This is a genomic window from Agriterribacter sp. (genome assembly GCF_035444585.1).
GTDB lineage: Bacteria > Bacteroidota > Bacteroidia > Chitinophagales > Chitinophagaceae > Agriterribacter.
Window position 1 is genome coordinate 1 of sequence record NZ_DAOMOZ010000070.1, and the last position, 20,612, is coordinate 20,612.

16 protein-coding genes are annotated in these 20,612 nt (G+C 45.9%); 9 read left to right on the plus strand and 7 right to left on the minus strand.

The window, feature by feature from the left end:
- Positions 1-274 precede the first annotated feature (274 nt).
- The 3 genes from PLH26_RS09575 (at position 275) to PLH26_RS09585 (ending at position 5,746) form a co-directional block, all read left to right on the plus strand.
- Entirely contained in the window at positions 275-2,713 is a 2,439-nt protein-coding gene (locus PLH26_RS09575) for a penicillin acylase family protein (RefSeq protein ID WP_324585792.1), read from the plus strand.
- Between the two features lie 171 nt (positions 2,714-2,884).
- Entirely contained in the window at positions 2,885-3,229 is a 345-nt protein-coding gene (locus tag PLH26_RS09580) for a hypothetical protein (protein ID WP_324585793.1), read from the plus strand.
- 57 nt (positions 3,230-3,286) lie between these two features.
- The gene (locus PLH26_RS09585) at positions 3,287-5,746 is read left to right on the plus strand and encodes a DUF5686 and carboxypeptidase regulatory-like domain-containing protein (RefSeq protein ID WP_324585794.1); all 2,460 of its coding nucleotides are present in this window, start codon (positions 3,287-3,289) and stop codon (positions 5,744-5,746) included.
- Between the two features lie 81 nt (positions 5,747-5,827).
- Here the strand turns inward: PLH26_RS09585 and PLH26_RS09590 are convergent, their stop codons facing one another.
- Positions 5,828-6,556 (minus strand): copper homeostasis protein CutC, encoded by a 729-nt coding sequence (locus PLH26_RS09590; protein WP_324585795.1) that lies wholly within the window; start codon positions 6,554-6,556, stop codon positions 5,828-5,830.
- A gap of 149 nt (positions 6,557-6,705) precedes the next feature.
- Between PLH26_RS09590 and PLH26_RS09595 the strand changes: the two genes are divergently transcribed.
- Positions 6,706-8,127, plus strand: coding sequence for a Gfo/Idh/MocA family protein (locus PLH26_RS09595; RefSeq protein WP_324585796.1), 1,422 nt, complete (start codon positions 6,706-6,708; stop codon positions 8,125-8,127).
- Between the two features lie 81 nt (positions 8,128-8,208).
- Here PLH26_RS09595 and PLH26_RS09600 read toward each other — a convergent pair whose 3' ends face one another.
- The 4 genes from PLH26_RS09600 to PLH26_RS09615 all read right to left on the minus strand — a co-directional run bounded on the left by PLH26_RS09600 (position 8,209) and on the right by PLH26_RS09615 (position 13,653).
- Positions 8,209-8,658 (minus strand): hypothetical protein, encoded by a 450-nt coding sequence (locus tag PLH26_RS09600; RefSeq protein ID WP_324585797.1) that lies wholly within the window; start codon positions 8,656-8,658, stop codon positions 8,209-8,211.
- Between the two features lie 178 nt (positions 8,659-8,836).
- Positions 8,837-10,876 (minus strand): OmpA family protein, encoded by a 2,040-nt coding sequence (locus PLH26_RS09605; RefSeq protein WP_324585798.1) that lies wholly within the window; start codon positions 10,874-10,876, stop codon positions 8,837-8,839.
- Positions 10,877-10,903: 27 nt separating this feature from the next.
- Positions 10,904-11,902: a PorP/SprF family type IX secretion system membrane protein gene (locus PLH26_RS09610; protein WP_324585799.1), complete on the minus strand. Its 999-nt coding sequence runs from the start codon at positions 11,900-11,902 to the stop codon at positions 10,904-10,906.
- Between the two features lie 68 nt (positions 11,903-11,970).
- Positions 11,971-13,653: a T9SS type B sorting domain-containing protein gene (locus PLH26_RS09615; protein ID WP_324585800.1), complete on the minus strand. Its 1,683-nt coding sequence runs from the start codon at positions 13,651-13,653 to the stop codon at positions 11,971-11,973.
- Positions 13,654-13,927: 274 nt separating this feature from the next.
- Here PLH26_RS09615 and PLH26_RS09620 point away from each other — a divergent pair, with 274 nt between their 5' ends.
- Positions 13,928-14,362: a CBS domain-containing protein gene (locus PLH26_RS09620; RefSeq protein WP_324585801.1), complete on the plus strand. Its 435-nt coding sequence runs from the start codon at positions 13,928-13,930 to the stop codon at positions 14,360-14,362.
- Between the two features lies 1 nt (position 14,363).
- On the opposite strand, the gene PLH26_RS09625 is transcribed toward PLH26_RS09620, so the two are convergent.
- A complete protein-coding gene (locus PLH26_RS09625) occupies positions 14,364-14,645 on the minus strand; it encodes a DciA family protein (protein WP_324585802.1) in 282 nt (93 codons plus the stop codon).
- A 177-nt stretch (positions 14,646-14,822) separates the two neighbouring features.
- Here PLH26_RS09625 and PLH26_RS09630 point away from each other — a divergent pair, with 177 nt between their 5' ends.
- Both PLH26_RS09630 and PLH26_RS09635 read left to right on the plus strand, forming a co-directional pair.
- Positions 14,823-15,545, plus strand: a complete 723-nt coding sequence (locus PLH26_RS09630) for a YebC/PmpR family DNA-binding transcriptional regulator (RefSeq protein WP_324585803.1) — start codon at positions 14,823-14,825, stop codon at positions 15,543-15,545.
- Between the two features lie 319 nt (positions 15,546-15,864).
- Positions 15,865-16,515, plus strand: coding sequence for a carbonic anhydrase (locus PLH26_RS09635; protein ID WP_324585804.1), 651 nt, complete (start codon positions 15,865-15,867; stop codon positions 16,513-16,515).
- Between the two features lie 290 nt (positions 16,516-16,805).
- On the opposite strand, the gene PLH26_RS09640 is transcribed toward PLH26_RS09635, so the two are convergent.
- On the minus strand, positions 16,806-18,008 hold the full coding sequence (locus PLH26_RS09640; protein ID WP_324585805.1) for an NAD(P)/FAD-dependent oxidoreductase: 1,203 nt from the start codon (positions 18,006-18,008) through the stop codon (positions 16,806-16,808).
- 367 nt (positions 18,009-18,375) lie between these two features.
- Between PLH26_RS09640 and PLH26_RS09645 the strand changes: the two genes are divergently transcribed.
- A complete protein-coding gene (locus tag PLH26_RS09645; RefSeq protein ID WP_324585806.1) occupies positions 18,376-19,686 on the plus strand; it encodes a PQQ-dependent sugar dehydrogenase in 1,311 nt (436 codons plus the stop codon).
- 433 nt (positions 19,687-20,119) lie between these two features.
- Positions 20,120-20,612: rhodanese-like domain-containing protein (locus PLH26_RS09650; protein WP_502876375.1), on the plus strand; the 493-nt coding region annotated here is incomplete at its 3' end.

Sequence of the window (20,612 nt, forward strand, 5' to 3'; positions counted from 1 at the left end):
AGCAATCTTTTCGACTGCTGCTGCTCCGAAACCTTTTTCATATAGACTGAATGCTCACGGCTGAATGCTGACTACTGACTACTGACTACTGACTACTGACTACTGCCTGCTGACCGCCAATCCTGGTTCTTCTGTATTCTCTGAATTTGAATTTTGATCCTTATTTGTTTCTTGTTATTTAGGATTTGGTCTTTTCCTCCGGATATCACTTTCGTGCTTTGTCCCAGGCATAAATATTTTCGCAATTTTCGCTTCAACCCTGTAATTTTAAGCCATGAGAATTGTCTTTTTCTGCATTTCATTTATCATCACTGTTGCACTGATCATTGCCCTGGGTACCCGCACCTGGCTCCCGGTTCCGCTGGGCAGCTTTTTAAGTCCGCAGCACGGAATATGGCAAAACGCAGAACCGGTAGGACAGGATTTTAATGATGATCTTCAATTCCCGCAGCTCAAAGGGAGATCAACTGTATATATTGATGATCGTTTGGTGCCTCATATTGTTTCAGATAACGATGATGATGCCTGTTTTATTCAGGGATACCTGCATGCCCGTTTCCGTTTGTGGCAGATGGAATTCCAGACCTATGCAGCAGCGGGACGTATAAGCGAGATCGTGGGGGAGAACGCATTGAATTACGATAAAGGCAGGAGAAGGCTGGGGATGGTATATGCGGCGGAAAATATGCTGAAGGAAATGGAAGCCAACCCCATCACCAAAGCGCAGGTAGATAATTATACAGCGGGAGTAAACGCATATATAGCATCATTGCCCCAAAGCCGGCTGCCCGTAGAATATAAATTATTGGGATACACCCCGGAAAAATGGAGCAATCTTAAAACCGCACTCTTTGTAAAACAAATGGCTGAAACCTTATCGGGACATTCGGAAGACCTGCCATTAACAAAAGCCAGGGCTTTTTTCGGTGATGAGGCATTGCGTATTCTTTTTCCGCAGGTGGCCGATTCGCTTGATCCTGTTATTCCCAGAGGAACCGTTTTCCCGGCGCCCACGGTAACGCCTGCTGCGCCTGCCGCTTCGGATTCATTATACCTCGGCAATATAGCCGGCACATTGCAGGAGATCAAAAAGCCCAATCCTGCCAATGGCAGCAACAACTGGGCGGTAAGCGGCTCACGAACACAAAGCGGCGCCCCTATACTTTGCAATGATCCTCATCTTGATCTCTCCTTTCCTGCTATCTGGTACGAAATGCAGGTAACCACGCCCACCATGAACGCTTACGGTGTAAGTTTTCCCGGCGCACCCGGCATTATTATAGGATTCAACGACAGCATCGCCTTTGGCTTTACCAGCTCCGAAAGAGATGTGATGGATTATTATGCCGTGCGGTTTAAAGATGAAACCAAAACACAGTATTGGTTCGACAGCAGCTGGAAGAACAGCAGTTTGCGCATAGAAGAAATTAAAGTGAAAGGAAAGCCTGTAGTGTATGATACGGTAGCATATACCGTTTTTGGTCCTGTTGCATACGATAACAGCTACCCTCCTGCAGATGGGTCAATTACTACCCCTCTTGCCATACGCTGGAAAGCGCATGATCCTTCAAATGAATTGCTGGTGTGGTATTACCTGGACCGTGCCGGCAATTACGAAGATTATAAAAATGCATTACAATATTTCACCAATCCCGCGCATAATGTTGCTTTCGCCTCCAAATCGGGCGATATTGCTATCTGGCACCAGGGCGTTTTGCCTGCACGCTGGAACCGGCAGGGCTTATATGTTATGCCGGGGGAAGACAGCAGCTATATGTGGCAGGGTTTTATTCCTATGGATGAAAACCCGCATGTTCTCAACCCCGGAAGAGGATTCGTGAGCAGCGCCAACCAGCGCCCGGCCGACAGCACTTATCCTTATTTTATTCCCGGTTATTACGACCTGTACAGGGGCATAGCCATTAACCGGAAACTGAATGCCATCCATAACGTTACAGCCGACGATATGATGAAGCTGCAAAACGACAACTACAATGTATTTGCAGAAACCGCAAGACCTTTACTGCTCAGGCATATTAAGGATAGCCTTTTGAATGAAAATGAAAGAAAATATCTTGATATCGTAAGCGGTTGGTCGCTGTACAACAATATCAACGAAAGAGGCGCTACTGTTTTTAAGCTGTGGTACGATAATCTTGAAAAGCAGGTATGGGATGATGAATTTGAGAAAGCCGGCGTTGCAGCACTGCGCCCCTCCGAAAAAACATTAATAGAAGCTTTGCTGCGTGATACGGCTTTTAAATACATTGACAATATCAATACACCTGAACATGAAACCATTGCAGATGTAATAACAAGCGCGTATAAACAAGCTGCAAAAACTGCGGATTCATTGAGTGCCATCAATCAACTGACCTGGGGCGCCAATAAAAATACCTCTATCTATCATTTGCTGGGCGCTGCCATGATGCCCTTTGCCCGAACAGGTTTGCCCGTAGGCGGCGGTGCGCATATTATCAATGCCATGCAGCACAACCACGGTCCCAGTTGGCGTATGGTAGTTGAGTTAACAGGCGAAACAACGGCTTATGTTATATACCCCGGCGGTCAATCGGGCAATCCCGGCAGCCCTTATTACGACTCATTTGTGGATAAATGGGCGGCAGGCGAATATTACAAGGCATGGTTCATGAAAAGAGGCGAACAGGAAGGAGATAAACTGGTGTGGAAAATGGAGTTTGGCCGTGAGTGAATGGTGAGAGGTGAGAAGTGAGAGGTGAATAGTGAATAGTGAATGCATCAATGAGTTATCAGGCAATCGTTAGCACGCTCAAGCTGAAAAGCTGAAAGCCCAAAGCTGAAAGCTGACGGCTGACGGCTCAGAGCTACCAGTCAACTACAAATCGATCAATAAATCAACAACATGAAATTTACAGTTTCGATCATACTAACCGCATTGCTCAGTTTTGTTGCCTGCCTGTACCTTCCCTGGTGGAGCATTGCCGTAGTATCTTTCTTAATTGCCATTGTCATTTTTCAAAAGCCGTACATGGCATTTATAACCGGCTTTGTTTCTCTTCTGCTGCTGTGGGGAGGATTGGCCTGGTGGATCAGTTCGGCCAACGATGATCTGCTTGCCCATAAAATTTCTGTGCTGGTTATAAAAGCCGATAGTCCTTTTTTGCTGGTTGGATTAACGGCAATGACCGGCGCGGTGGTAGCAGCATTTGCAGCGATGAGCGGCTCGTTGCTTCGCCGCCTGTTCTGAGAGGGTGCTGTTGCGTTTGGTTACAAAGCCTTATTTTCGTGAGGGTAATGTTGTTGCATGAAAAGATATTTGTTGCTTGCAGTTTTCCTTGCCGGTTGCCGTTTATTTGTGCTTGCCGTTCCTGTTGCGGGAACGGTAAAAGACAATAAAGGAAATGCTCTTCCGTTTGCCTCGGTGGTTGTTAAGGGCGGCGTAATAGGTACTACCGCTAATAATGCCGGTAAATATATACTCAATCTTCCTCCGGGAAACTATACGCTCCAATGCATGCACGTTGGGTATAAGATGCAGGAACAGGAAATAACCGTGCAGCGGCAGGGATTGGAAGTTGATTTTACCCTTCTCCTGCAGGAGCTCATACTAAAGGAGATAGTAATAGGAGATGCAGAAGATCCCGCCTACGGGATCATCCGGCAGGCAATAAAAAAACGCTCCTTTTATAAAGACCAGGTAAATGCTTTTCAATGCCAGGTATACATCAAAGGACAACTCAGGCTCCGGGATTATCCCGAAACGATCCTTGGTCAGAAGATTGATTTTGCGGACGGGGATACGGGAAAAAATAAAATGATCTATCTCTCCGAAACCATAGCTGCCTACTCCTTTCAAAAGCCGGAAAAAGAAAAGGTGGAAGTTACCTCAACAAGGGTAAGCGGCCAGTCTGATGGCTTTGGATTCGGCAGTCCGAGGTATGTAACGTTTTACGATAACAATATACAGATCAGCAACGCCCTCAACCCACGGGGCTTCATATCGCCCATTGCTGAAAATGCTTTGAATTTTTACCGTTACAAGTTCATGGGCAGCTTTACCGAGAACGGGCGGCTGATCAACCATATAAAGGTTACGCCTAAACGAAGCTATGAGCCCCTGTTCAGCGGTTATATCAATATTGTTGAGGATGAATGGCGGATCCACAGCGTAGATCTGATGCTTACCAAAAAATCGCAGATGGAACTGGCCGACACATTGCGTATTGAGCATCTGTACGTGCCCGTTACCAAGGATGTATGGATGATCCACAGCCAGGTGGTGTATCCCGCAGTTAAAATGTTTGGTTTTGATGCCAAAGGCAGTTTTGTTACCGTTTATTCGGATTACATACTTGATCCAGAGTTTGATAAAGACTACTTCAGCAATATCATTTTAAAATACGACACGGGATCCAATAAAAAGCCCCGCGCTTACTGGGATACCGTTCGTCCCGTACCGCTTTTGGATGACGAAATAATGGACTACCTGAAAAAAGACAGCCTGGAGATCGTACGCCGCGATCCCAGATACCTCGATTCCGTTGACAGGAGAAAAAACAGGTTTACTCCATTGGGCATTTTGATATTCGGGCAAACATTCAACAGGCAAAGTAAGAAATCCTCGTTCAGCTACCCGCCATTGATCGAAGTAACCAATTTCAATACGGTGGAAGGATTTAATATTAACTTTGGTCCAACCTATTCGAGGAATTTTACAGAGAACCGGTCTGTTTCCGTTACGCCTACAGTGCGCTACGGGTTTACCAACCGTCACTTTAATGGCGACATGGCCGCCCGGTATACGTTTGGAAAGGGGCGTATCAATTCGATCGCGCTTGCCGGCGGTAAAAAAATATTCCAGCTCAATAATGATAATCCCGTAAGACCAATTGTAAATACATACAATACACTTTTGTTTGGGAGCAATTATTTGAAAATTTATGAAGCCGGATTTGCCGAGATCGCATTTACAAGGGGGGTGGGAGAGGGTGCTACCATTAAGGCGAATATCAGTTATCAGGACAGGATCCCACTGTCGAATACCGACGACACCTATTGGGGCAGTGCCAAAAATTTAAGCAGGCGAACGCCCAATTACCCTGTAGAGCTGGTTTCAGAAAATTTTCAGCGGCACCAGGCCTTGTTTGCGGCGTTTACCGTTAGTTACCGGCCCGGCACGAAGTATATACAGTTGCCCGAACGTAAAATTAACCTCGGCTCCAGGTACCCGATGTTCACCATAAGTTATGCCAAAGGAATAAATGGAGTGCTGGGCAGCGATGTGGATTATGACCGGTGGAAGTTTTCTGTAAAGGACGATATCAATGTAAGGTTGGCCGGTATGTTTGACTATAATATTTCAGTAGGCGGTTTTTTCAACAACCGCAGGCTGGAGATACCCGATTACCAGCATTTCAATGGCAACCAGATGCTTGTTGCTACCGAATACCTGAACAGTTTTCAACTGGCGCCTTACTATGCCCGTTCTACCACCGAAAGGTTGTACGCTACTTTAAATGTGGAGCATCATTTTAATGGGTTTCTAACGAACAAGATCCCGTTTATCAAAAAGCTCAACCTCCATCTTGTTGGGGGAGCCAACGCTTTTGTAGTAAATAAAAACAATTATTATTATGAAGCATTTGGCGGGATAGAAAATATTCTTAAAATAATAAGGGTTGATTACATATGGGGTTTCGGCAACCAGGGGTTCCAGCGTTCCGGGATCCGCATCGGCTTCAGAGGTGCGCTGGGAGGGAATTAGACCTGAGGTAAGAGGTGTAAGGTATGAGCAACCGACGGCTCACACTGACAAACGGATTCAATCTCAAATCTCAAATCAAAATCAGTCCAGTGTTTGCAGCGCCGCTATCATTTTCTTCACTTCCCCGCTATCCAGTTCAGCGGTTTGCAGGTTTTCGTTCATGGCGGCATTGAAATATTCCATCTTTGAGTCTGCTGTTTTTCTTGCCGAAGAGTGAAATTCTGCAGCGCCTGTTTGCCTGGCTAAAGCAACAATGTTTTCTGATCTTATGCCTGAACCCGGCATAATAATAATACGGTCATCGGATTGCCGTACAAGCCCGGCAAGCGTTTCTGCACCTTCTGTTGCTGCAGGTTTCAATCCGCTGGTGAGGATCCGTTCGCAGCCGGTGGTTATGATATCTTCCAGGGCTTCAAACGGGTTGGCTACACGATCGAATGCACGGTGAAAAGTAACGCCAAGCGGGTACGCGGCTTCCACCAATGCCGCAGTACGCTTTTTATCAACACTTCCGTCGGCCTGTAATAGCCCGGTCACCACACCATCACAGCCCAGTTCCTTACAGAGCAGCACATCTCTTTTCATGATCTCAAATGCTTCATCGCTGTATAAAAAATCACCACCACGCGGGCGAATGATGGGATAAAGGAGAAGTGAGGTTTTTTCTCTTGCAGTTTTGATCGTACCATAACCGGGCGTAGTGCCGCCTTCGGCAGGATTATCGCATAATTCAATGCGATGTGCCCCCGATTGTTGCGCCAGCAGCACAGATTCAATGGTAAAAGCAATGACCTCGAGCGTATAATTCATTCATTTATTTTGAAGCTGAAAGATAGCAAATCCCTTGCTGAACCCTATTTATCTGAAACAAACGATTGTTTAAATTCCGGGTGATGCGCTTTTATTCACACAAATTGGGGATATTAGCGCATACAAAATTATTCATTCAACTACTTGCCATGACATCCAACCGCAGAAAATTTTTACGCAATATTACGCTGGGTACCGGTGCAATTGCTACAGGATTACCCGTGCTGGGTAAAGATCATCCGATGGATAAAGATGAATCACTACCCTATACGGGAAAAAGCGGCTTTAATATGTGCGGTTATGCCGCACCTAAAATAGATAAGGTGCGCATTGGCATTATCGGGCTGGGAAACCGCGGTTCGGGCGCTGTGGGCCGCTTATCCTTTATTGAAAACGCAGAAATTGTTGCCCTTTGCGATAATCGTCCCGAAAGAATTCCCCCGGCGCAAAAAACGATAACAGGTAAAGGCCTGCCAAAGGCCAAAGAATATACCGGCGAAGAGGGATGGAAGGCTTTGTGCGAAAGCAATGATATTGACTTTGTATACATCTGCACACCCTGGCAACTGCATACGCCCATGGCAGTATATGCCATGAAGAACGGTAAGCATGCTGCGTCGGAAGTGCCCATTGCCATTACCGTTGATGAATGCTGGCAACTGGTGGAAACATCGGAAAAAACAAAGATGCATTGCATGATGCTGGAGAATACCTGCTACGATTTTTTTGAGCTGCTTACCTTAAATATGGCTCGGCATGGTTTGTTTGGAGAACTGATACATGCCGAAGGTGCATATATACATGATCTGCTGAGCTCCAATTTCGGAAAAACCAGTTATTCTAAAATGTGGCGGTTAAGGGAGAACGAATCCCGCAATGGTAATTTATATCCTACCCATGGGTTAGGGCCGATAGCGCAGTGCCTGAACATTAACCGGGGCGATAAAATGGATCATATGGTTTCTATGTCATCCAATGATTTTATGATGGGTGCAACAGCGAAAGAAAAAGCGGCGGAAGATCCTTTTTATAACGAGTTTGTTGGAAAACCATACCGTGGTAATATGAATACCAGCATGATCCGTACCAATAAAGGAAAAACCATCATGTTGCAGCACGATGTTACTTCGCCCCGGCCTTATTCCCGTATTCACCTGATCAGCGGCACCAAAGGTGTTGCCCAAAAATATCCTGAGCCCGGGCGGGTCGCTTTCGGCCATGAATGGATAAAGCCCGAAGAGCTCACGGCGCTGTATGATAAATATACTCCTGAAATTGTGAAGCATGTAGGCGATATCGCCAAAAAAGTAGGCGGTCACGGAGGCATGGATTTTATGATGGACTGGCGTACCATTGATTGTTTGCGCAATGGACTGCCGTTGGACCAGGATGTATATGATGGCGTTTTATGGAGCGTAATTGGTCCGCTCAGTGAAAGATCTGTTGCGAAAAACTCAAAAACGGTGGAAGTACCCGATTTCAGCAGGGGCAACTGGAAAACCAATACACCCGTAAATCTTACCCTTGAAGGCGGCGGCAATACCACGGTAAGAGAGGTAAAAAAAGGGTGACGTTGTGAACCCGTTTAAAAATATTCCTGATTGATAAACCACCCGTTATTTAGCGCCGGAAGGCGCTTTTTTACTAAGTAGTCATGCTGCCCCATCTCCCAATAATACATGGCGGTATTGAAAATCGCTGACAGAAGAAATTACGCATACATCATCACAGAGCAAAAGTGAATTTCTTTTGTTATCTGCAGCGTCAAATCCTCTGCTTTCACCGGATGGCAGGTAATAGGGCTGTAGCCGGGCGCTATTGCCGGGTTGATGATAAACAATAGTAAGCTCGTTTTGCAGGTTTGCTGTTCCCGTAGCTATACCGGCTATAGCGGTAACCGACCATAGCCTGCTGTAATCATACTGAGCTTTTTTTATCACGCCCGAATAGATCACCCTGGCCATTCCGCCAACAGGGTATGCTCCTGCTCTTTTGGATAAAATATCTCCCGGGAATGGGCCTGCACTGCCTGTTTTTTTGTTCAAAGAAACAAAAGTAACCAGCGTAAAAGCGATCAGCAGGAAAAGCAATATTTCGTTCATGGCAATATGTTTTGAGTTCAGTTAATAAGAACAAAAGCTTACAAGTATAACCGGCAACGCCGGATTTGTAACCCCATATTGTTGATTTGTTCGATGATTGATCTATATCTGCTGATCGCCTCTTACTATCTTACTATCTTCCCATCTTCCCATCTTACCATCTTCCCATCTTACCATCTTACTTTTTTACCTCCCTGTATTCCACTCTCCTGTTCCTTTCTCTGGCTGCGGGGTTATCTTTCCCGTTTATTTTTTCCGGTTCCAGCGGACAACATTCGCCGTATGCTTTACCCACAAGCCGTTTTTTGCTGATGCCTTTTTTGACCAGATAACGGATACAGGCATCTACCCGTTTTTGTGCCAGCTTTAAGTTGTAGGCTTCCGAACCCCTGCCATCGGTATAGCCGCCCACTTCAATCATCAGGGAAGGGAAGCGGTGCATCAGTGTTGCAAGCGAATCCAGCTCGTGATAGGAGCCATTTCCTAAAGCCGACTGGTTGAAGGCAAATTTGGCCAGGGTAGCTGATCCGCTCAGATCATATCCTCCGGTATTTGTAACAGGCGGTGTTATCAAAGAAAGGCATATGTTATTGTTGCTTACGCTGTCTGTTCCGGCATCAAAATATACTTTATAACTTTCACTGGCGGTATTGTAGCCTTCTTTTTCAGCTGTAATTTCAAAACGGGAAGTATTCTTCAGTTCGAAGCTGTATCTGCCATCGCTGCCGGTTTGCTGTTTGAGCAATACTTTTCCGCCTTTTGGATCTTTTACGGTTAATGCAGTACGTGCTAAAGGCTGACCGCTGGCGCAATCGGTAACCGATCCCGATACATACTGTGCGTTATCCTGACGTACCGCAAAAAGTTCAAGACAACAATCCGTTGCCCGGTCAGAACTTAGCCAGCCGGTATTCCAGAGGTTGTCTTCATCAGTGCTTATAAAATACAGGTCGTCTTTGGACGAGTTGATGGGCTGGCCGGCATTTACCGGCTTATCCCAGTTGGACAACTTAAAATCGCCTTTGGCAGAAAAAATATCATAGCCGCCCATACCCACGTGCCCGTTACTCGAAAATACAAGCGTTCGGCTGGTATAATGATAGGAGGGGGATGCCTCATCTCCCGCGGTATTTACAATATTGCCCGCGTTGGTAGCCAGCAATGCATTGCCGTTGGTATCCAGCGGAGCATACCAGATATCGTATTTGCCAACACCCCCTTCGCGGTTGGAAGAAAACAAAATATATTTTCCATCGTCGGTGACAAAAGGCTGGCCGCTATTTGAGCCTTCCATGTTTACCGGTTCGGGCAGTGGCACCGGTTTTGTCCAGCCGGTATCTGTTTTGTCAGAACCGTAAATGGCAGCGGTGGTAATGCCGTTGTTTACCATCCACCGGGTAAAGAACATTTTTTTACCCCCTTTTGCAAATGCAGCCATTCCGTTATGAATGCCCGGCGCTTCATCTAATGCGATCATTTTTGTTTTTCCCGCAACGCCATTTTGGGGCGCTGCTTCGTACAGGCGGGCAACATACAGGTCATTTGCTTTATCTTCATGCACAGCGGTATAAACCGCACGATCTGCCTGTGAAGCCGACAGTGCATATGCTGAAGTATTGGCCGGCATTTGTTTTCTTTCTACAAAGAATCCATCCTTTTCTTTCAGCAATTGTTCTTTAATGAATTTAAGATTTTCCAGTTCCTTATCTGCACCTACCAGCAATTCATCCATTTTGGTATAGGATTCCCTGAAAGCAGTGATCGCATTGAATGCTTCTTCATATTTTTGATTGGCGCGCAATGATACGCCATACCAGTAGGCACAGGCAGGATAGGCCTTTCGGGAAAACGACATGGCTTCTTTGTACCATTTTTCTGCGAGGGTATAGTTGTTGATCATCCTGTAACTTTCCGCCAGGCGGTAAACCACCTCATTGTGGATGTTCAGATTTGACTTTCCCGGCGCTTTCTTTTTTACTGCGAAAGGCTGGGAGCGGGGCGTTGTTTTTATTTCGGTAGCCAGGTATTTTTCGTAATACTGTATGGCTTCGTAATATTTTTTCTGCTTAAACAATGCTTCTCCTTTGGTATAATAGCCCGGACTGTCGTTTTGGGCAGGCGCTGCCAGGGCGCTGAGCAAAAAGAAGATGACTGTTGCAGCATAGCCCAACAATAGAAAAGGTTTTCTGTTCTCTGTATGCCTGCTGTGTTTGTGCATATGAATATCGTTTGTAGGTCTTTGTTCTTAAAAACGCGGGCAATAAAAGGGTTTTGTTTTCATGCTGTTTTTGCGCCACCAGGTATAGGAAAGCGATACTTCCATGCTGTTCCTGTTCATTTCCATAGCATCTTTGGTTGATACATTGGTATCATAGCTCATGCCCACGGTAAAGCCTTTGTAATAAAATCCTGCAAAAGGCGCAATGGCATCCTGCAAACGGAGGTTCGCCCCAAACATCAGGTCTACCTGCTCGCTGGCATTTACCTGCACATAGGCGCCCATCATCTTTTCTTCTGTTTCGCCCTGGCGCATATACAATACGTTGGGCACAATATTCAACAAGTCGGACAGGATGATCCTTGCCCCGGCATGCAGGCTGTAACGCAGGGGCAACGACTGCTTATCACCTCCCGAAATGAACGGGTCTTTGGGCTGTGTAATGTGAAATGCCGAAAACCCTCCAAAGAGGTTTATCTTTTTATCGGCAGTGGCATCGTAGTACACCAGTCCTGCACCGGCATCAAAGGAAAATACATTGGGTTTCTGGAATACTTCCGATGAATGAGCCGAAGGATCATATCCTATGCCCGATACCCATTGCTCACCAAATTGTAATTTGTTTATATTAAAACTCCTGTTCAACAGGCCCGCCTGCATGGCCATCACCACGTAATGATCCTTGAACCGCACGCCTGTGTAGGCTATGCTCAGGTAGGCGTTGGTATAATTATAGGCTTTGTCGGCAGAAGATTGATTGAGCAGGTTAACGCCGAGATTGATGTTTTTGCTGGTGGGCATTTCTGCGGAAATGCCTTTGGTTGAAAAGGTATTGCCATACTGGCTGCGCCATACTGCTGATACGCGGTAATCGCCTTCAATGGCCCCGGTAAGCGCCGGGTTCAGCAACATGGGCTGAATAAAGTATTGCGAAAAGTGAGGATCTACCTGTGCGTAGCTCTGGCTATGCCAGCCGCATATGCCCATCAGCGCTGCAAACAATATTTGAAATCTGCTTTTCTTCATCGTTGAAAATTTTATCGTGCTCTGTTGTCGCACCGCGACGGACCGGCTGCTGACTCAATGTTTATATTCTATCTTATCAGCCTTATGGTACCTTTTTTAATGAATGTGTCTTCATTGGCTAAGCGCACTTTAATTACGTATACATAAAGCCCTACCGGTTGCGGGTTGTTATTATGCGTTCCGTTCCAGCCTTTTTCATTGTCTTTTGTTTCATAAAGCATTGCGCCCCATTGATTGTAGATCTTTATTTCAGCCGCCGTTACCGAAGATCCGTACACTTTAAATATATCATTCCTGCCATCCCTGTTGGGCGTAAATGCGTTGGGTATGAAAAAGTCTGTGTTATCAACCGCTGTTTTTACATTCGCTGTGTCTATACAACCATCCTCCGATCTTGCAATAACATAAAATGTACTTGTGGTGTCATTAATGATAACCGACTGGGTATTTGCGGTTTGATTGCTGAAGTATATTTCCGGCTTCCAGCCAATTACTTCATAATTGGCGCTGGCCGAAGTGGTAAGCGTTGCAGGCATACCAATGAGCATGGGATTGGGGCTGGCTTTCAGGGAAATGGAAAAATCCCGCACCTGCACACTTACAATGGCAGTATCGGTGCAGCCGGCTTCATTTACGGCTATTGCTTTATACATGCTGTTTGCGGCAGGCTGTACAACGATGCTGTTGCCGGGTCCAATGTTCTGCCAGGTTATTTCACTTCCCGGTGCGGATGCTGTTAGGGTAACCCGCAGGCCCTTGCAGGCTACAACTGTATCTTCGGTTGTAATGACCGGCTGGTCATTCAGTACCACTACTATGGGTTCAATGCCGGTTAAGCAGCCGCTTGCGCTGGTTCCCCTGACATAAAAAGTATCGCTTACCGCAACTGCCGTGGGGTCATCGAGTATTGTAGTCGCCGTTTCGTCTGTATAATAGTGGTAGGTTAAGCCGTTGGTGCTTCCCAAAGTAATAGAGGGTACTGTAATATCTGCCGTAGGCGATCCGCACACCGGTAGAGGATTGGTAATAACCAGGATAGGGTCACCCACGTCTATGTTGGAAGTAGCCGTGCCGGTGCATGCGCCGCTGCTAAAGGTATAATTAACGGTGTAAGATCCGGGTTTGCTTGCAGCAAGATCAACCGTTCCGGTAGCAGTGTTAATGGAAAGTCCGGGAGAAGCGCTGTAGGTGCCGCCGGGCAAGCCGGTTTGGGTTACAGTGGCTATACCGGTTCCGCAGTAAGGCGACTGATCATAGCTTATGGTTGCAGGAGGCAGAGGATCGGCAGCGATTTGTACGGCGGCGGAAGTATCGCTTTCGGCGCCGGAGTTCACTATTCTCCTGTACCAGTGGGTTTGGGTTAATGTTCCCGGGGCATACCCCTGATTTGTGGCCCCGTCAATAGATGCAAATCCCGTAGTTCCTGAAATTGTACTGCTTTGCCACTGAAAGCTAAAGCTTCCGTTTCCGCCTGCAGGTGCACTTCCGGTTAAAGCAGCGGGAGCGGTATTATAGCAAACAGACTGATCACTGCCAATGGTATTATTGGTTATAGCCCACAAAAAGACCTGATCTTCAACAGGTAATGCCTCCAAAGATGCAATGTTGGCTGGTAAAGCTGAACGGGTATGGTTGCCGCTCCTGTTATCTGCAGGAAGCCTGTACACATCCATGGTTTTTTGCGGACCCGTGCCTGCGGTGCTGAACTGCGCACAAACCACCAGTGAAACAACCAGGAAATGGTTTCTCATTACTATCAACAGGTATTGGATTATTACTCGGTTTTTCTTCAAAAGTTACTATGTACATTAACTTATAGCGGCGGAACTTATTGTATGTCAACAATGTTTTTTGCTGATCTTTTGAACAATCATCCGAAAATAAAAATGCTTCTCCATACATGAAACCGCATATTCTTTTTTGGGTGATCCCCGCACTGATCAAATTTTTAGGATTTCAGGCTTTTATCGTATCTTTTGAAGCATATCCGTATCTGTATTATTTTTTTAAATTAAAACTTGCATTATGAGAACGGTTGCGCACATCTTTAAACGCAAGGGCCATCACAACATTACCGTTAATGCGGATATTCCTGTGCTGGAAGCCCTGAGGATCATGTCGGAAAAAAATATTGGATCGGTGATCGTAGTAGATGACCAGGGAAAGTATTGCGGGCTGGCTACAGAAAGAGATTATGCCCGTAAAGTGATACTGCTGGGAAAGTCATCGGGTGAAACGCCCGTAAGTGAAATTATGCTGGAACATTTGCCCCGCATAGCTCCCGAACATACACTTGAAGAATGTATGAACATAATGACAGCGCACAACATCCGTTATTTGCCTGTATTCAATAAAAATGAATTTTACGGGGTGATCTCAGTGCTGGACATTGTAAAAGAAACCATTTTGGCGCAGCAGGAAACCATAGACCAGCTGCACAGTTATATACATTCTGTATAGATCAGCGGATTACAATTTCTGTGATGAGGTTTTCGCCGAGCGCTTCATTCACTCTCTGAATGATCTTTTCTTTCTGGAAGAGCAATTCATTTTTAAGAGGAGCTACGGAAGTAGCAATAAATAAAGTGCGGTTCAGGATTTGTATCTTGTCGGTATACCGGGCAATGGTTTTGCCCATCAGCTCCGCCCATATGTCTGTTATCTGCATAGCCTGCATGCTTCCTTTCAGCCTGCTCTTCTGAAGGAACAATTTCAATGCATCACCCATGGAAAGCTCACTCATGCAGCTAAGGTAGTACGATTTACGTTATTTATTTATCCCGGGTGCATGTTATCGGGGCACCCGCATCTAAATTTGAAAAGAGCCGCAGAGCCGGCATTTTGGTAAAAGCGGGAGCCGCCCAAACATTTTCACTCCATTGCCTTACATTTGCAACGCCAAAAATAATCAACGATATCAATGGGAAGAATATTTGAAGTACGTAAATCAACCATGTTTGCCCGCTGGGACCGCATGGCCAAACAGTTCAGCCGTATCGGGAAAGACATAGCCATTGCTGTTAAGGCCGGTGGCCCCGACCCGGCCACAAACCCTGCTTTGCGCCGTTGTATCCAAAATGCAAAAAGTGTGAACATGCCCAAAGACAGAGTGGAAGCGGCCATTAAACGTGCGCAGGGCAAGGAGATGGAAAATTTTGAAGAAATATTGTATGAAGGCTATGGCCCGCATGGAGTGGCCGTGCTGGTGGAAACCGCAACAGATAATCATGTAAGAACCGTAGCCAATATAAAATCGCATTTTAATAAGGGAAACGGCAGCTTGGGTAACAGTGGCAGCGTAGCTTTTCAGTTTAAAAAGATGGGTGTATTTAAATTAAAACCTGAAGGGCTGAACACAGAAGAGCTTGAACTGGAGCTGATTGATCACGGGCTGGAAGAGCTGGGTGAAAGCACGGGCGACGATGATGAGGAAGTACTGGTATTGCGAACCGGTTTCACCGATTTTGGCAATATGCAGAAAGCGCTTGAAGAAAAGCATATTACACCTGTCAGTTCCGAAGTGGAATGGATCCCAACCACTACGGTAACGCTGCCCGAAGAGCATGCGCAGGAAGTGCTGAAGCTGGTTGATCGCCTGGAGCAGGACGAGGATGTGCAAAAAGTATTTCATAACCTACAATAAGCAAAAGAGGCTGTCTCAAAAAGGTCGTATGGAAGATATACCACTAAGAGAGGCTGACTAAAAAGGTTCAGTATAAAAGATATGCTGCTAAGACCCGCCTGAACCGGACGCCCGCCCCCGCCAGAATGGCTTCGTCGGGCTGGCGTGCCGGTACGGACGGGGGCAGGCACAAAGACACAAAGCCCTGATCAGGGGTTTATTTTCTCCGTGCTCCTGCCTGCCGGCAGGTTCGTGCCTTTGTGGCAAAATATTACTTTTTAATCAGCGCCACCTGGCAAAATATACTTTTTAGACAACCCCCGATGCGCCTTCATTTAACATGACCACTTACGAACAGATTTTTGAGAACAACAGGAAATGGGTCGCTTCCAAAACCGCTTTGGATGTTGACTTTTTTAAAAAATTAGCTTCTGATCAAAACCCGGAATACCTCTATATCGGTTGCAGCGACAGCCGGGTACCTGCCAATGAGATCATGGGGCTCGACTCGGGCGAGGTATTTGTGCACCGCAACATAGCCAACCTCGTGTGCGCAACAGATTTAAATGTAATGGCAGTGATCAATTATGGCGTGCGGTATTTAGATGTTAAGCATGTCATAGTTTGCGGTCATTATAACTGTGGTGGCGTAAAAGCCGCCATGCAGCCCAAAGACATGGGTATCCTTAATCCCTGGTTGAGAAATATCCGCGACGTTTACCGTCTGCATAAAGAAGAGCTGAGCGCTATAGCGGATGAGAAGCAGCGCTACGACCGGCTGGTTGAGCTCAACGTACAGGAGCAGTGCATAAACGTAATTAAATTGGCCAGCGTGCAGCAGGAATATGTAAAAACAGGCTATCCCATTGTGCACGGCTGGGTTTTTGATTTAAAAACCGGTTTGCTTAAAGACCTGAACCTCGACTTCGAGAAAATACTGCGCGGCATACAGGAGATCTATAACCTTACGGACACCAACTGGAAACGGTAGTTTGGCGGCGGAGTGGGTTATGAGGTATAAGGTATAAGCGGTAACAGAACAGATGAAGAGCTTTATGGCTTCTACGGGGAATATCCGATGGCTTTGAAATTTATCTGCGTTTGTATCCCTTTTTAATGACAATGTAATGTGGTGCAATAAAAAGCCGGGTTGGAAACCCGGCCGATTGCCGATGGAAGATTCAAAGGGATGTTCCCCTTCGCGCTTCAAATTATCTTCGTCCCGGCCTGTTCTGTTGCTGTTGCTCTGGACGTGCTACAAGTGCTTTCAAAAACTGTGCCTTAGCGGTTAAATCCAAAAAGGTTTTCTGAAACATTTTTTTTGCCGAGGATCCTGTCCCGTATAATTTGCGCTGCCAGTATTCCAAAAGTGATGCCATTTCCCCCTAAACCCAATCCAAAAAAGGTTCTCGGGTGTTCCGGTACAACGCCGATATAGGGTAATCCGTCTTTGGTTGAAGCAAAGGTGCCGGCCCATTCGAAATCTGTTTTAAAAGCAATATGTGGCAACAGCCTGTTAAACGCTTTCTCCAGCAACTTTGCTTTTTGCGGTAATGCTGCATCGCGGGCAGCAGGCGATTTATCATCATCTTTGCCGCCGATAATGATGCGGTTATCTTTTGTTGTACGGAAATACAAATAAGGCAACCGCGTTTCCCACATAAGGCAGTTCTTATACCACAGGCCGACAGCAGTGGAAAGCGGCTCGCTTACAATGGCGTAAGTAGCATGCAGCCGTTGAACGGTTTTAGAAATGTATTGCTGTGATTCGTAGCCGCAGGCTATCACAAGGTATTTTGCCTGTATCTTTCGTTTGTCTTCTGTGGTTAATGTTACTTTTTTAGGTGAATGTTCAATGGCTGTTATTTTGGTACGGTCAAATACCCTTAATCCTTTTTGTACAGCTGCATACAGCAGGGCATGTGTAAAGCCATAGGGATCCAGCTCGGCGGCTCTTTCCGATAGCAGCCCGCCATATTTGTTGATCCCAAACCTGTCCTGCATTATCTTTTCATCCAGCCATTCTGTTGGTATACCGATCTTTTTACGGCAGGCCTGCTCTTTCTTTAATCCGGCAATATCTTTTTTAAACGAGGCCTGCTGGAAACTGGGTTTGAACGCAAAACCGGTATATGCTTTAAGGCTTTTGCATATGGATGCCAGATCCAGCAACGACTGGTAGCACAACAGATAGCTTTGAGCTGCATTTTTCTTACCGGTTATTTTTTCTAATTGATAAAGCGGGATGTCAATTTCATACTGGATCATGGCTGTGCTGGCTGCGGTGCTGCCCATACCGATATGCCTTTTGTCAACCACAACGGCAGCAATACCCGCCTGGCATAAATGCCATGCCAGGAGCGCACCCGTGATACCGCCTCCCATGACCACTACATCGGTTTTTATATTTTCGGTAAGAGGCGGATAGACATTGATGATCCCATGCCTGAGCAGCCAGTAGGGATAGTGAGACCGGAGATCCATAATTATATCTTTTTTTTGAAAGCTTACCTGCAAAAACATTTTAATGTGATATAAAGTTGTGCCATACCTTTTGAGGATAAAAATTTTGAAAAGCGGCCGGCTTCCTCCATTGAACGGTTAACAGGGTTTCTTTTGACCAATAATTTTTGCGTCGTATATACAGCAAGGCAACGCTACGCAATGCATTCAGCTTTTTGTGGTATTAAATGCACATGCTGTGCAGATTATTACCCATGAGTATACAGGCAGCCATTTGTTTACGCATTTACGGTTTATACAATAGCTGTTCAATGCTTGTTTTTTTCAATCACTACAGACAGGCATGGATTTTTATAATAATATATTGTTACACCAACGTAAAATACATATGAAAGCTATACCGTATTGTTTCCTGTGTTTCTTTTTCATCAACAGTTGTGCAGCGCCTAAACAGCAGGCTGCTGTTAACGAAACCACTCCTGCAAAAACTATGGATTCACTTCCTGCGCCGTACGCCACAAAATCGGTTATGCATTTCAGTAATGTAGTAGGATGGGAAGAAGGGGAAGCGCCCGTGGCGCCGGAAGGATTTGCGGTGACCCGTTATGCAAACGGCCTGCAAAATCCCCGTTGGATGTATGTGCTGCCAAATGGTGATGTGCTGGTGGCTGAATCCAATACGGAGCATGGGTTGATTGAAAAAGCGGGCGCCGCAATCATCTGCGCCAATAAATCGAACGACATGCGCAAAAGTGCCAACCGGATCACCATTTTAAGAGATATGGATAAAGATGGTAAACCTGATGTGAAAGAAACTTTTTTGAGCGGGCTCAACCAGCCTTTTGGCATGTTACTGCTCAAAAATAATTTTTATGTCGCCAACACAGATGCGCTGTGGATGTTCCCATACAAAAAAGGTGCGTTGACCATAACAGGCGAAGGGAAAAAAATAACAGACCTGCCTGCAGGTAAAATCAACCGGCACTGGACGAGAAATATCATTTCAAACAGCAAAGGGAATAAAATATACATCGCGATCGGATCGGGCACTAATGTGGCCGAAAAAGGATTGGACGAAGAAAAAGATAAGGCGCAGATATGGGAGATCAATCCCGATGGTTCGGGGCTTAAAGTATATGCAAGCGGACTGCGCAACCCGGTAGGGATGGACTGGGCGCCGGGTACACAAACTTTATGGGTAGCCGTAAATGAACGGGATGAGCTGGGTGATGACCTTGTTCCCGATTATATTACAGGTGTAAAAAGAGGCGGGTTTTACGGATGGCCTTATGCTTATTTCGGACAACATATTGATCCCCGCATTGAAGCGAAAGACCAGCAACCTGAGCTGGTAAAAAAAGCCATTGTACCCGATGTGGCGCTGGGTGCTCATACGGCATCGTTAGGACTGCTTTTTTATACCGGCAAACAGTTCCCGCCAAAATACAGAAATGGTGCATTTGTTGCCCAGCATGGTTCCTGGAACCGATCGGTGCTGGCAGGTTACAAAGTAATGTTTATACCTTTTAAAAATGGAAAACCCGCCGGTGAGGAAGAGGATTTTCTTACCGGCTTTATTATAGAGCCCGACGGGAAAAAGGTGCACGGGCGCCCGGTAGGACTGGCCATGCTCAGTGATGGTTCAATGCTGGTTACAGATGATACAAGTGATATCATTTGGAGAGTGAGCGCTGAATAGATAAATAATAAGAACCAAATCACAAGAACCAAATCACAGGAACCAAGTAACAAAAAAGACCGAAATCTAAAAATCGAAATTCGAAATGGATACAAAAACCGAAATCCGATGATGCGGCCGGCACCTGACGCAAGGAGGATCAGACCGCGGGAGAATACAAAGCGCCAAATCACAAATAGCAGGAAGCAAAGAACAATCAATATAAATCCGAAGATGAAAAATCCGAAATCCAAATACGGTTTTCAGCTGTGAGCTACGAGCTACGAGTCGGTATAAGCAGCCTGTGCAGAGTTAATAGTAAGCTGTGACCTGTTAGCCTAACTGGCAACCTGCAACTCCCAAACTCTCCTTATCTTTGCGCCGTTTAAGAAATTTTGTTCGTCATGCAAACGACCCGTTCTGTCTCAAAGCGGCACATAAAATTTCAATAATTATGGCAGTATTACACAACCGCGTTTCGCACAGGGAATTGAAGCAGCGCGTGCTTCAGGAAACAGAACCCCGCACCACGCTTTCTTTTTACAGGTATTTTACCGTCAATGACCCGCAACAGTTCAGGGATGAATTGTACAAAGCCCTGGATGCTTTGAAAGTATTTGGCCGCATATACGTGGCTCACGAAGGAATCAATGCGCAGGTAAGTGTGCCGCGATCGGATTTTGACGCGTTTCGCACTTATCTGTATTCCATCCCGGGGTTGAAAGATATGCGTTTGAATATTGCCGTGGATGATGACGGCAGGTCTTTCTGGGTTTTAAAAATAAAGATCAGGGAAAAGATCGTTGCGGATGGCATTACCGATCCGTCCTTTGATATGAGTAAAAAAGGGAAATATGTTGATGCGGAAAAGCTGAATGCCCTGGCAAATGACCCGGATACCATCATTATTGATATGCGCAATCATTACGAATATGAAGTGGGCCATT